Origin of the sequence: Geodermatophilus sp. YIM 151500 (assembly GCF_025716945.1) — a bacterium.
Classification (GTDB): domain Bacteria; phylum Actinomycetota; class Actinomycetes; order Mycobacteriales; family Geodermatophilaceae; genus YIM-151500.
In genome coordinates this window covers 1-13,525 of sequence record NZ_JAOVZT010000017.1, presented here as the reverse complement: position 1 = coordinate 13,525, position 13,525 = coordinate 1, and the positions used below count along the sequence as shown (strand labels likewise).

8 protein-coding genes are annotated in these 13,525 nt (G+C 75.5%); all 8 read left to right on the top strand.

The window, feature by feature from the left end; all coding sequences use genetic code 11:
* Nucleotides 1–66 precede the first annotated feature (66 nt).
* Nucleotides 67–1,575 carry an anthranilate synthase component I gene (locus OF117_RS20305; protein WP_263554669.1) on the top strand — a complete coding sequence of 503 codons (1,509 nt, stop codon included), beginning with the start codon at nt 67–69 and terminating at the stop codon, nt 1,573–1,575.
* Nucleotides 1,576–1,627: 52 nt separating this feature from the next.
* Nucleotides 1,628–2,371 carry a Trp biosynthesis-associated membrane protein gene (locus OF117_RS20300; protein ID WP_263554668.1) on the top strand — a complete coding sequence of 248 codons (744 nt, stop codon included), beginning with the start codon at nt 1,628–1,630 and terminating at the stop codon, nt 2,369–2,371.
* Between the two features lie 129 nt (nt 2,372–2,500).
* Nucleotides 2,501–3,310 (top strand): indole-3-glycerol phosphate synthase TrpC, encoded by an 810-nt coding sequence (gene trpC, locus OF117_RS20295; RefSeq protein WP_318014278.1) that lies wholly within the window; start codon nt 2,501–2,503, stop codon nt 3,308–3,310.
* A gap of 180 nt (nt 3,311–3,490) precedes the next feature.
* A complete protein-coding gene (trpB, locus tag OF117_RS20290) occupies nt 3,491–4,852 on the top strand; it encodes a tryptophan synthase subunit beta (protein WP_263554666.1) in 1,362 nt (453 codons plus the stop codon).
* Nucleotides 4,849–5,664, top strand: a complete 816-nt coding sequence (gene trpA / locus OF117_RS20285) for a tryptophan synthase subunit alpha (protein WP_263554665.1) — start codon at nt 4,849–4,851, stop codon at nt 5,662–5,664. Before trpB ends, trpA begins: the two co-directional genes overlap by 4 nt.
* Complete coding sequence (gene lgt / locus OF117_RS20280) at nt 5,661–6,770, top strand: prolipoprotein diacylglyceryl transferase (protein ID WP_263554664.1); 1,110 nt, start codon at nt 5,661–5,663, stop codon at nt 6,768–6,770. The genes trpA and lgt overlap by 4 nt, the downstream gene beginning before the upstream one ends.
* Nucleotides 6,771–7,292: 522 nt before the next feature.
* On the top strand, nt 7,293–11,966 hold the full coding sequence (gene gltB, locus OF117_RS20275; protein ID WP_263554663.1) for a glutamate synthase large subunit: 4,674 nt from the start codon (nt 7,293–7,295) through the stop codon (nt 11,964–11,966).
* A 50-nt stretch (nt 11,967–12,016) separates the two neighbouring features.
* Nucleotides 12,017–13,525: glutamate synthase subunit beta (locus tag OF117_RS20270; RefSeq protein WP_263554662.1), on the top strand; the 1,509-nt coding region annotated here is incomplete at its 3' end.

Genomic DNA, 13,525 nt, shown 5'->3' with positions numbered 1-13,525 from the left:
AGCACCGCGGCGAGGTCGGCGGTCGAGCGGCGGAGCGGCTCCCGGGACGCGCGGAGGAGGTGCCGCGTGAGGCTCGGGGGGACCGCGCCGACCCGCGAGGAGTTCGCCGCGTGCGACGCACCCGTCGTGCCGGTGACCCGGCGGCTGCTGGCCGACGGGCAGACCGCCGTGGGCATCTACCGCGCCCTGGCGGCCAACCGGCCCGGCACCGTGCTGCTGGAGTCGGCCGAGCAGGGCAAGCGGTGGGCGCGGTACAGCTTCGTCGGCGTCCGCAGCGCCGGGGTGCTCACCGAGCGGGACGGAGCGACGCTGTGGGTGGGCGGACCGCTGCCCGGGCTCACCGACGCGCTGCCCGACGACCCGCTCGACGCCGTCCGCGTGCTGGCCCGCCGGCTGCGCTCGCCGCGGACGCCGGACCTCCCGCCGCTGACCGGCGGCCTGGTCGGCTACCTCGGGTACGACGTGGTCCGGCGGCTGGAGCGGCTGCCGGTCACCAGCACCGACGACCTCGGCATGCCGGAGGTGGCGCTGATGCTGGTCACCGACCTGGCCGTGCTCGACCACTCCGACGGCACGGTGCTGCTGATCGCCAACGCGCTGCGCGACGCGGCCGACCCCGGCTCGGCGTGGGACGACGCGGTCGCCCGGCTCGACGCCATGGCCGCCGACCTCACCAAGGCCGCGCCGCCCGGCGTGGCGGTGCTGTCGACCGCCGAGGCGCCGCCGGTGCGCAGCAACATGCCGCCCGGTGTCTTCCAGGAGGGGGTCGAGCGGGTCCGCGAGCACATCCGGGCCGGCGACGCCTTCCAGGTGGTGCTCAGCCAGCGCTTCGAGCTGACCACCGACGTCGACGCGCTCGACCTGTACCGGGTGCTGCGGGCGACCAACCCCTCGCCGTACATGTACCTGCTGCGCTTCGCCGGCCGGGAGACGCCGTTCGACGTCGTCGGCTCCTCGCCGGAGGCGCTGGTGACGGTCACCGGCACGTCGGCGGTGGTGCACCCGCCGGCCGGCACCCGGCCGCGCGGGGCCACGCCCGAGGAGGACGCCCGGCTCGCCGAGGGGCTGCTGGCCGACCCCAAGGAGCGCGCCGAGCACGTCATGCTGGTCGACCTGGCGCGCAACGACCTGGGCCGGGTCTGCGTGCCCGGCTCGGTCGAGGTGCCCGACTTCATGCGGGTCGAGCACTACAGCCACGTCATGCACCTGGTGTCCACCGTCGCCGGCGAGGTGGCCGCCGACCGCGACGCGCTCGACGTGCTCGACGCGACGTTCCCCGCGGGCACCGTCTCCGGCGCCCCCAAGCCGCGGGCGATGGAGATCATCGAGTCGCTGGAGCCCACCCGGCGGGCGCTGTACGCCGGCACCGTCGGCTACGTCGACGCCAGCGGCGACATGGACATGGCGATCGCCATCCGGACGGCGGTGCTGCACCAGGGGCGCGCCTACGTGCAGGCCGGCGCCGGCATCGTGGCCGACAGCGACCCGGCGACCGAGGAGGCCGAGACGCGGCACAAGGCCCGGGCGGTGCTGTCGGCGATCGCCACGGCCGAGGGGCTGCGGGAGGTGCGGTGAGCGGCTCCGCCGTCGTGCCGGCCCCGCGGGGCGGACGCGGACGGGGAGCGCGGTGAGCGCACCGGCACCGGCGTCGCGGACCGGACGGCGGGAGCTCGCCGTCGCCGTCGCGGCCGCCGTGCTGGCCGGGGCGCTCGCCCTGGCCGCCGGTGGCCGGCCCTGGGCCGATGTGACCGCCGACCGCCGCCCGCCGCTGCCCCCGGTGTCGGCCACCGTCACCGGGGCCGAGGCGGCGCCGCTCGTCCCGGCCGCCGGGCTGCTGCTGCTCGCCGCCGCGGTGGCGCTGCTCGCCGTCCGTGGCGCGGGCCGGATCGCGGTCGGCCTGCTGGTGGTGCTGGCCGGGGCCGCGCTCGGCTGGTCGGGCGTGCGGGCCCTGGTCGACCCGGAGGTGCTGGCCGCCGAGCTCGCCGGCGTGGTCGCCGGAGGGCGGTCGAGCAGCGACGTGGCCGCCGCCTGGCCGGCGGTGGCGGCCGTCGCCGGGGGCATCGCCGCGCTCGGAGGAGCGCTGGCCGTCGTCCGCGGCCACCGCTGGCCGGCGATGGGACGGCGCTACGAGCGGCCGGCCGCGGTCGCCGCGCCGACCGCGCCGGCCACCGACGAGGAACGGGCCCAGGACGCCTGGCGCGCGCTGGACCGGGGCGAGGACCCCACCCGCGACGAGGCGCCCACCCGCGACGAGGCGCCCACCCGCGACGAGGCGCCCGACCCCGGCGGGGCCGCGCCCGGCACCGGCGGACACGTCGTCCCGGGGACCCCGGATGCACGCGGAGGGCCGGCGGCGGACCGGGCACGGTAGCGGGACCCGGCCGTGCCGGTGCACCCGCCCCCCGGCGAACCCGGCCACTTACCCCCCTTACAGTTGGCCCACCCATCCGACTGGTGAGGGGACGAACCGGTGCCACATCCGCAGGACCTCGGGCAGGGCGTGAACTTGCTGGCCGAGATCGTGGCCGGGGTCCGCGAGGACGTCGCCGCTCGCGAGGCGCTCACGCCGCTCGACGAGGTGAAGGCGGCCGCGCGCGACGGGCGGCCCGCGCTCGACGCGCTGGCGGCGCTGCGCGCCCCGGGCGTGGGTGTGATCGCGGAGGTCAAGCGGCGCAGCCCGTCGAAGGGAGCGCTCGCCGACATCCCCGACCCCGCGACGCTGGCCCGCCAGTACGCCGCCGGCGGCGCCCGGGTGATCAGCGTGCTCACCGAGCGGCGGCGCTTCGGCGGTACGCAGGCCGACCTGGTCGCCGTCCGCGCGGCGGTCGACGTCCCGGTGCTGTGCAAGGACTTCGTGGTCAGCACCTACCAGGTGCACGAGGCCCGGGCGCTCGGCGCCGACGTCGTCCTGCTCATCGTGGCCGCGCTGGAGCAGAACGCGCTCGTCGGCCTGCTCGAGCGGGTCGAGTCGCTGGGCATGACGGCGCTGGTGGAGGTGCACACCGAGGCCGAGGCCGACCGGGCCCTGGAGGCCGGCGCCGCCGTGATCGGCGTCAACGCCCGCGACCTGACCACGCTGCAGGTCGACCGCTCCACCTTCGAGCGGATCGCGCCCGGGCTGCCCTCGGAGGTGGTCAAGGTCGCCGAGTCCGGCGTCCGCGAGCCGCACGACCTCCTCGCCTACGCGGCCGCCGGCGCCGACGCCGTGCTCGTGGGGGAGGGGCTGGTCACCGCCGGCGACGCCCGCCAGGCCGTGGCCGACCTGGTCACCGCCGGGGCGCACCCGGCCACCCCGCGCACGAGCCGCTGACGCCCGACGTCGCCGGCTCGCCGTCCGCGCATCCCGGGCGCTGCTCGCGCCGGGCGGGGCCTGCGTGACACGCGCCGCGCGAGGAACGCCGTCGATGCGGGGCGCGGCGTCCGGTGGGCGGACGGCGACCCGCCGGAACCCGCTCACCGGCAACGGCGCGATGCGCGGGACACTGGGGCCATGACCAGCAGCGCCGTCCAACCGCCCGTCGACCGCCTCGTGCCGACCCGGCCGGGCTGGCCCGACGCGACCGGTCACTTCGGCGTCTTCGGCGGCCGGTTCGTGCCCGAGGCGCTCGTCGCCGCGCTCGACGAGCTGACCGAGGCCTACGAGGTCATGCGGGCCGACCCGGCGTTCGTCGAGGAGTTCGACCGGCTGCAGCGCGACTACACCGGCCGGCCGAGCCCGATCACGGAGGTGCCGCGCTTCGCCGAGCACGCCGGCGGCGCCCGCATCCTGCTCAAGCGGGAGGACCTCAACCACACCGGCTCGCACAAGATCAACAATGTGCTGGGACAGGCGCTGCTGACCCGGCGGATCGGCAAGACGCGCGTCATCGCCGAGACCGGCGCCGGCCAGCACGGCGTGGCCACCGCGACCGCGGCGGCGCTGATGGGGCTGTCCTGCACCGTCTACATGGGCGAGGAGGACACCCGCCGGCAGGCGCTCAACGTCGCCCGGATGCGGCTGCTCGGCGCCGAGGTGATCCCGGTGACCACCGGCTCGCGCACGCTCAAGGACGCCATCAACGAGGCGTTCCGCGACTGGGTGACCAACGTCGAGACCACCAACTACGTCTTCGGCACCGTCGCCGGCCCGCACCCGTTCCCTGCGATGGTCCGCGACTTCCAGCGGGTGATCGGCGACGAGGCCCGCCAGCAGGTGCTCGAGCGCGTCGGCCGGCTGCCCGACGCCGTGCTCGCCTGCGTCGGCGGCGGCTCCAACGCCATCGGCATCTTCACCGCCTTCGTGCCGGACGAGGAGGTGCGGCTGATCGGCCTGGAGGCAGGCGGTGACGGCCTGGACACCGGTCGGCACGCGGCGACCATCACCGGCGGCAGCCCCGGCGTGCTGCACGGCGCCCGGTCGTACCTGCTGCAGGACGAGAACGGGCAGACGATCGAGTCGCACTCGATCAGCGCGGGGCTGGACTACCCCGGCGTCGGGCCCGAGCACAGCTACCTGCACGACATCGGCCGTGCCGAGTACCGCCCCGTCACCGACGCCGAGGCGATGGAGGCCTTCGCGCTGCTCTGCCGCACCGAGGGGATCATCCCGGCCATCGAGTCGGCGCACGCCCTCGCCGGGGCGCTGACCGTCGGCCGCGAGCTGGGTGGGCGGGGCGGGGACCCGGCGGTGCTGCTGGTCAACCTGTCCGGCCGCGGCGACAAGGACGTCGAGACCGCGTCGGCCTGGTTCGGCCTCGGCGACCGCGACCACTCCGCCCCCGGGGCGGGCCTGGACGAGCACCAGCGCGCCACCGAGGGGGCGGTCACCCGCGGCGAGGCGGTGCCCGGCCCGGCGGCGGGCCAGCAGGCATGAGCGCCCTCCGGCGGAGGATCCGCGCGGCCAACGGCGAGGGCAGGGCGGCGCTCGTCGCCTACCTGCCGGTCGGCTACCCGAGCGCGCCCGGCTCGGTCGCGGCGATGGTCGCCTCGGTCGAAGCGGGGGCCGACGTCGTCGAGATCGGTGTCCCGTACTCCGACCCGGGCATGGACGGCCCGGTCATCCAGCAGGCGGTCGACGTCGCCGTCCGGGCCGGGATCGGCATGCGCGACGTGCTCACCGCCGTCGAGGCGGTGGCCGAGGCCGGCGCCGTGCCGGTGGTGATGAGCTACTGGAACCCGATCGAGCGCTACGGCGTCGACCGGTTCGCCGCCGACCTGGCCGCCGCCGGGGGAGCCGGGGCGATCACGCCCGACCTCATCCCCGACGAGGCCGGGCCGTGGCTGGCGGCCTCCGACGCGCACGACCTCGACCGCGTCTTCCTCGTCGCGCCGTCGTCGACCGACGCGCGGCTGCGCTCGACCGCCGCCGCCTGCCGCGGCTTCGTGTACGCCGCCTCCACCATGGGCGTCACCGGGACGCGGGCGACCGTCAGCGACGCGGCCGAGCGGCTGGTCGCGCGCACCCGCGCGGCCGCGCGGGACGTGCCGGTGTGCGTCGGGCTGGGCGTCTCGAACGCCGACCAGGCCGCCGAGGTCGCCGGCTTCGCCGACGGGGTCATCGTGGGCTCGGCCTTCGTGCGCGCGCTGCTGGACGCCGGCGACGAGCGGGCCGGCGCCGACGCGGCCGGGCGGCTGGCGGGTGAGCTGGCCGAGGGCGTGCGCCGCCGGGCCCGCGTCGCGCCGTGACGCCGCTCGCCGCCCTGCCCAGCCCGACCCAGGGGGTCTGGGAGATCGGCCCGCTGCCGCTGCGGGCCTACGCGCTGTGCATCATCGCCGGCATCCTGCTGGCCGTCTGGATCGGCGAACGCCGCTGGCGGGCCCGCGGCGGCGCACCGGGCACGGTCACGGACGTCGCGATGTGGGCGGTGCCCTTCGGCATCGTCGGCGGTCGCATCTACCACGTGCTCTCCAGCCCCCGGCCCTACTTCGGCCAGGGCGGCGACCCGCTGCGCGCCTTCGCCATCTGGGAGGGCGGCCTGGGCATCTGGGGCGCGATCGCCTTCGGCGCGCTCGGCGCCTGGATCGGGTGCCGGCGCCGCGGCGTCCCGCTGCCGCCCTACGGTGACGCCATCGCGCCGGGGCTGCTCGTGGCACAGGCCGTCGGCCGGCTCGGAAACTGGTTCAACAACGAGCTCTACGGCAGCGCGACGGACCTGCCGTGGCGGCTGCGCATCTACGAGTGGAGCGGTGGCCGGGCGGTCGTGGGGCCCGACGGCGATCCCGTGGTGCTCGGTTACTTCCACCCGACCTTCTTGTACGAGCTGCTGTGGAACCTCGCCGCCGCCGCGCTGGTCGTGTGGGCCGACCGCCGCTTCCGGCTCGGGCACGGTCGCGCCTTCGCGCTGTACGTGGCCGCGTACTGCGCCGGGCGGGTGTGGATCGAACTGCTGCGGACCGACCCCGCCGAGACGTTCTTCGGCGTCCGGCTCAACGTGTTCACCTCGGTCGTCGTCGGTCTGCTCGCGGTCGTCTACCTGGTCGCGCTGCGCGGCCGGCCGCGCGAGTCGCTGGCCGGGACGCGCGGCGGTTGGCCGGCGGAGCCCGCGGCACGGCCCGGGGAGGTGCAGCCCGCCGCGGATAGCGGGGGAGCGGCCGGGAAGGGCGGGGCACCCGGCGACGGCGGGGCAGCCGGGGACGGCGGGGCAGCCGGGGACGGCGGAGCAGCCGGGGACGGCGCCGGCGACCGCGGCGGGGACGGCGAGGGGGTGCTCCGGAGCGGTCGGGACCGGTCGGCCGGCTCCGGCGAGGACGGCCCGTCACCCGGGCAGCGGCCGCCGACCGGGCCGGGGTGAGGACCGGCGCGCAGCGGCACCGGCCGCCCGCCCGCCCGGACCCGGTCCCGGCCGCCCGCCCGCCGGACGGGCCCGGTGTGACGGCCTCGTGACAGGGGCCGCGACCGGCATCACGCCACCGTGCCCCGCCCGGCGCGCTGTGTACCCTTCCATCCAGGCCCGCCAGCGATCCTGGCCGGGCCGGACCCGTCGGAACCGGGCCAGCGACGCCCCGCGGACGACGGCCCACCGGCCACCCCGCCGGTGGGCTCGCGCGCCTGCGCCGGGCCGGGGAGACGTCGTCCTCCCGGTCGCCCGGCCCTTCCGCAGTGCCGTCCACCGCAGTGCCCCGCTGTGCCCACCCACCGCAGTGCTCTCCACCGCAGTGCCCACCAACCGCAGTGCCCACCAACCGCAGTCCCCGCCACCGCAGTGCCGCCCAGCGCAGTGCGGCCCGCTCGACCCAGCCCACCTTCCGGCCCGGGCCCCCGCCCGCACCCGGACCTCGCCGAGGTCCGTCAGGCCGCCGACGACGGGAGTGACATGTCCGACCGCTCCGCCCCCGCCGCTGCCGTCCCCGCCGCCGGTCCCGCCGGGACCGTGCCCTTCTCGGCGGTCCCGGCGCCCTCGGGCCTGTACGACCCGGCCAACGACACGGACGCCTGCGGCGTCGCGTTCGTCGCCGACGTCCGCGGGCGGCGGTCGCGAGCCATCGTCGCCGACGGGTTGACCGCGCTGCACAACCTCGACCACCGCGGCGCCGCCGGGTCCGAGCCGAACTCCGGCGACGGCGCGGGGATCCTCACCCAGGTGCCCGACGCGCTGCTGCGCGCGGCGGTCGACTTCGACCTGCCCCCGCTGGGCGAGTACGCCGTCGGCATCGCCTTCCTGCCGGTCGACGAGGCCGAGCGGGCCGCCCGGGTCGACGACCTCGCCCGGCTGGCCGGCGAGGAGGGCCTGACCGTCCTGGGCTGGCGGGACGTCCCGGTGGACCCCGACCGTGCCGACGTCGGTCCCACGGCGCGGGCGGTCATGCCGCACTTCGCCCAGGTGTTCGTGGCCGAGACCATGGGCGGTCGCGCCGACGCGCGCGCCTTCGGTGGCACCGCGGCGCCGCACGGCGTCACCCGGCTGGAGCGGCGCGCCTTCGTGCTGCGCAAGCGGGCCGAGCGGGCCGCCGTCGAGGCCGGCAGCTCGCTCTACCTGGTCTCCCTGTCGTCACGCACGCTGACGTACAAGGGCATGCTGACCACCGACCAGCTGCCGCTGTTCTTCCCCGACCTGCGCGACGAGCGCTACGAGTCGGCGATCGCGCTGGTGCACAGCCGCTTCTCGACCAACACCTTCCCGAGCTGGCCGCTGGCCCACCCGTTCCGGCTGATCGCCCACAACGGCGAGATCAACACCATCAAGGGCAACCGGAACCGGATGCGGGCCCGCGAGGCCAAGCTGGACACCGAGCTGTTCGACGGCCCCGCCGGCCCGGCCGCCGAGCTGGGCCTGGAGCGGATCTTCCCGCTGACCGCGAGCGACTTCAGCGACTCGGCGACCTTCGACGAGGTGCTCGAGCTGCTGCACCTGTCCGGCCGGTCGCTGCCGCACGCCGTGCTCATGATGATCCCCGAGGCGTGGGAGAACCACGACGAGATGGACCCGGCCCGGCGGGCCTTCTACCGGTTCCACTCGTCGATCATGGAGCCGTGGGACGGCCCGGCCGCGGTCGCGTTCACCGACGGCACCGTCATCGGTGCGGTCCTCGACCGCAACGGCCTGCGCCCGGGCCGCTGGTGGCACACGAAGGACGGCAAGGTCGTGCTGGCCAGCGAGGTCGGCGTGCTCGACATCCCGGACGCCGACATCGTCGCCAAGGGCCGGCTGCAGCCGGGCCGCATGTTCCTGGTCGACACCTCGGCCGGGAAGATCGTGTCCGACGAGGAGGTCAAGGGCGCCCTGGCCGCCGAGCACCCCTACGAGGACTGGCTGCACTCCGGGCTGGTGCACCTGCCGTCGCTGCCCGAACGCCGGCGCTCCCGGCCCAGCCACGAGTCCGTCGTCCGGCGGCAGCAGCTGTTCGGCTACACCGAGGAGGAGCTGCGCGTCCTGCTGACGCCGATGGCCTCCAGCGGCGCCGAGCCGATCGGGTCGATGGGCACCGACACCCCGGTCGCGGCCCTGTCGGACCGGTCGCGGCTGCTCTACGACTACTTCGGTCAGCTGTTCGCCCAGGTGACCAACCCGCCGCTGGACGCCATCCGCGAGGAGCTGGTGACCAGCCTGGGCCGCACCTTCGGCCCCGAGCAGAACCTGCTGCGCGCGACCCCGGCGTCCTGCCGGCAGGTGTTCCTGCCCTACCCGGTCATCGACAACGACGAGCTGGCCAAGATCCTGCACATCGACGACGACGGCGACCTGCCCGGCTTCGCCGCCGTCCGGGTGACCGGCCACTACGACGTCACCGGCGGCGGGCCCGCGCTGGCCCAGGCCGTCGACGAGCTGCGCACGAAGGTCTCCAAGGCCATCGCGGCCGGCGCGCGGAACATCGTGCTGTCCGACCGCGACTGCGACGAGCGGCGAGCGCCGATCCCGTCGCTGCTGATGACCTCCGCCGTCCACCACCACCTGGTGCGCGAGAAGACCCGCATGCAGGTGGGCCTGGTCGTCGAGTCCGGCGACTGCCGCGAGGTGCACCACGTCGCGCTGCTGCTCGGCTACGGCGCCGCCGCGGTCAACCCCTACCTGGCGTTCGAGTCGATCGAGGACCTCATCCGCGACGGCGCCCTCACCGGGGTCCAGCCGGCGCAGGCCGTGCGGAACATGGTCAAGGCGCTCGGCAAGGGCGTGCTCAAGGTGATGAGCAAGATGGGCATCAGCACCGTCGGCTCGTACACGATGGCGCAGATCTTCGAGGCCGTCGGCCTGTCGCAGGACCTGGTCGACGAGTACTTCACCGGCACGGCCAGCCCGCTGGGCGGCGTGGGCATCGACGTCCTCGCCGAGGAGGTGGCCATGCGCCACCGCCGGGCCTACCCGCCGAACCCCGCCGAGCGGGCGCACCGCCGGCTGGAGACCGGCGGGGAGTACCAGTGGCGCCGCGAGGGCGAGGTGCACCTGTTCAACCCGGAGACGGTGTTCCTGCTCCAGCACGCGACCCGCTCGCGGCAGTACGAGGTGTTCGAGCGGTACACGCAGACCGTCGACCGGCTGTCGGAGGAGAGCGCGACGCTGCGCGGCCTGTTCCGGCTGCGCACCGGCGTGCGCCCGCCCGTGCCGCTGGACGAGGTCGAGCCGGCCAGCGAGATCGTCAAGCGGTTCTCCACCGGCGCGATGAGCTACGGCTCCATCTCGCAGGAGGCGCACGAGACGCTCGCCATCGCGATGAACCGGATCGGCGGGCGGTCCAACACCGGCGAGGGCGGCGAGGACCCCGACCGCTACACGCCCGACCCGAACGGCGACCTGCGCCGCTCGGCGATCAAGCAGGTGGCCAGCGGCCGGTTCGGTGTCACCAGCGAGTACCTGGTCAACGCCGACGACATCCAGATCAAGATGGCCCAGGGCGCCAAGCCCGGCGAGGGCGGCCAGCTGCCCGGCCAGAAGGTGTACCCGTGGGTGGCCCGCACCCGGTACTCGACGCCGGGCGTCGGCCTGATCAGCCCCCCGCCGCACCACGACATCTACTCGATCGAGGACCTCAAGCAGCTGATCCACGACCTGAAGAACGCCAACGACCAGGCGCGGGTGCACGTCAAGCTCGTGTCCGAGGTCGGCGTGGGCACGGTCGCGGCCGGGGTCAGCAAGGCGCACGCCGACGTCGTCCTCATCTCCGGGCACGACGGCGGCACCGGCGCCGCGCCGCTGACCTCGCTCAAGCACGCGGGCTCCCCGTGGGAGCTGGGCCTGGCCGAGACCCAGCAGACGCTGCTGGCCAACGGGCTGCGCGACCGGATCGTCGTGCAGGTCGACGGGCAGATGAAGACCGGCCGGGACGTCGTCGTCGCGGCGTTGCTCGGCGCCGAGGAGTACGGCTTCGCGACCGCGCCGCTGGTCGTCTCCGGCTGCGTGATGATGCGGGTCTGCCACCTCGACACCTGCCCGGTCGGCGTGGCGACGCAGAACCCCGAGCTGCGCAAGCGGTTCACCGGCCGGCCGGAGTTCGTGGTCACCTTCTTCGAGTTCCTCGCCGAGCAGGTGCGGCACCACCTGGCCGAGCTGGGCTTCCGCTCGATCGACGAGGCCGTCGGCCGCGCCGAGCTGCTCGACGTCCGCGCCGCCGTCGACCACTGGAAGGCCGCCGGGCTGGACCTCGCGCCGGTGCTCACCGTCCCCGAGCTGCCCGACGGTGCGCCGCGGCACCGGGTGCGCGAGCAGGACCACGGCCTCGACGTGGCGCTGGACCAGACGCTCATCCAGCTGTGCGAGGGCGCGCTGCTCGACGCGCGGCCGGTCAGCCTCGAACTGCCGGTGCGCAACGTCAACCGCACCGTCGGCACGATGTTGGGCGCGATGGTCACCCGCCGCTTCGGCGGGGAGGGGCTGCCCGACGGCACGATCGACCTCACCCTGACCGGGTCGGCCGGCCAGTCGTTCGGCGCCTTCCTGCCCCGCGGCATCACCATGCGGCTGTTCGGCGACGCCAACGACTACGTCGGCAAGGGGCTGTCCGGCGGGCGGATCGTCGTCCGGCCGTCGCGGGAGGCGACCTTCGCCGCCGAGGACAACGTCATCGCCGGCAACGTCATCGCCTACGGCGCCACCGGCGGGGAGGTCTTCCTCCGCGGCCGCGCCGGCGAGCGGTTCTGCGTGCGCAACTCCGGTGCCCTGGCCGTCGTCGAGGGCGTGGGCGACCACGCCCTGGAGTACATGACCGGCGGCCGCGCGGTGATCCTCGGCCCGACCGGGCGCAACGTCGCGGCCGGCATGTCCGGCGGCATCGGTTACGTCCTCGACCTGGCCCGGCACCGGGTCAACGCCGAGATGGTCGACGTCGAGCCGCTGGACGGCGAGGCGTCGCAGTGGCTGCGCGACGTGCTCGTCCGCTACGCCGCGGACACCGAGTCGCCGGTGGCGCACGCGCTGCTGGCCGACTGGGGCCGCTGGTCCGAGCGGTTCAGCGTGATCATGCCCCGCGACTACCGCCGCGCCCTGGAGGCCCGCCGCGCCGCGGAGGCGGCCGGCTACGACGTGGACCGCGCGCTCATGGAGGCCGCGCGTGGCTGAGCGCCGCCGTCGCCCCCACCCCTGCCGCACCGACCGACCGGAGATCGACCGTGGCTGACTCCACCGGGTTCCTGAAGTACGAGCGGGCGTTGCCGCCGCGCCGCCCGGTCGAGGTCCGCATCCTCGACTGGAAGGACGTCTACCTCTCCCGCCAGGAGGGGGAGGACGCCGTCTACCCGGTCGCGGCCCTGCGCGAGCAGGCCGCCCGCTGCATGGACTGCGGCATCCCGTTCTGCCACCACGGGTGCCCGCTGGGCAACCTCATCCCGGAGTGGAACGACCTGGCCCGCCGCGACGACTGGCGCGAGGCCATCGAGCGGCTGCACGCCACCAACAACTTCCCGGAGTTCACCGGGAAGCTGTGCCCGGCGCCGTGCGAGGGCTCGTGCGTGCTGGCCATCACCGAGTCGCCGGTGACGATCAAGCAGATCGAGTGGGAGATCATCGACCGGGCCTTCGCCGAGGGCTACGTCCAGCCGCAGCCGCCGCAGGAGCGCACGGGGAAGTCCGTGGCCGTGGTCGGCTCCGGTCCCGCCGGCCTCGCCGCCGCGCAGCAGCTCACGCGGGCCGGCCACGACGTGACCGTGTACGAGCGGGCCGACCGGATCGGCGGGTTGCTCCGCTACGGCATCCCCGAGTTCAAGATGGAGAAGCGGGTCCTCGACCGGCGGCTGGACCAGATGCGCGCCGAGGGCACCCGGTTCGTCCCCGGCGTCGACGTCGGCGGCTCCGGTCCCGACGACCTGTCGGTCGAGCAGCTGCGGGCGGACTTCGACGCGGTCGTGCTCGCCGGCGGGGCGACCGTCGGACGCGACCTGCCGGTCCCCGGCCGGGAGCTGTCGGGCATCCACCTGGCGATGGACTTCCTGCCCTTCGGCAACCGGCAGGCGCTCGGCGAGCTCGACGCCCCGCCGATCACCGCGCAGGGCAAGCACGTGGTGATCATCGGCGGCGGCGACACCGGGGCCGACTGCCTGGGCACCTCCCACCGGCAGGGTGCGGCGTCGGTCACGCAGCTGGAGATCATGCCGGCGCCGCCGGACAAGCGGGCCGCCGGCAACCCGTGGCCGACGTACCCGATGATCATGCGCGTCTCCAGCGCCCACGAGGAGGGCGGGGAGCGGCTGTACTCGGTCAGCACCGAGCGCTTCCTCGGCACCGACGACGGCCGGGTGCGCGCGCTGGTCGTGCACGACGTGCAGCAGGTCGACGGCCGGTTCCAGAAGGTCGAGGGCTCCGAGCAGGAGATCCCGGCCGACCTGGTGCTGCTGGCCATGGGCTTCACCGGTGCCCAGCGGGAGGGGCTGGTCGACGGGCTCGGCGTCGAGGTCGACGGGCGGGGCAACGTCGTCCGCGACCGCGACTTCATGTCGACCGTGCCCGGCGTCTTCGTCGCCGGCGACATCGGTCGCGGCCAGTCGCTCATCGTCTGGGCGATCGCCGAGGGCCGGGCCGCCGCCGGCGCCGTCGACACGTGGTTGACCGGCGGCTCCATGCTGCCCCGGCCGATCGCCCCGACGACGTCCGCGTCGGTGACCGGCTGCTGGTGGACGACGGGA

Coding starts and splice junctions, on each gene's coding strand:
- trpB (WP_263554666.1), top strand. CDS start 3,491: ATGACCAGCAGCGCCGTCCAACCGCCCGTCGACCGCCTCGTGCCGACC.
- trpA (WP_263554665.1), top strand. CDS start 4,849: ATGAGCGCCCTCCGGCGGAGGATCCGCGCGGCCAACGGCGAGGGCAGG.
- gltB (WP_263554663.1), top strand. CDS start 7,293: ATGTCCGACCGCTCCGCCCCCGCCGCTGCCGTCCCCGCCGCCGGTCCC.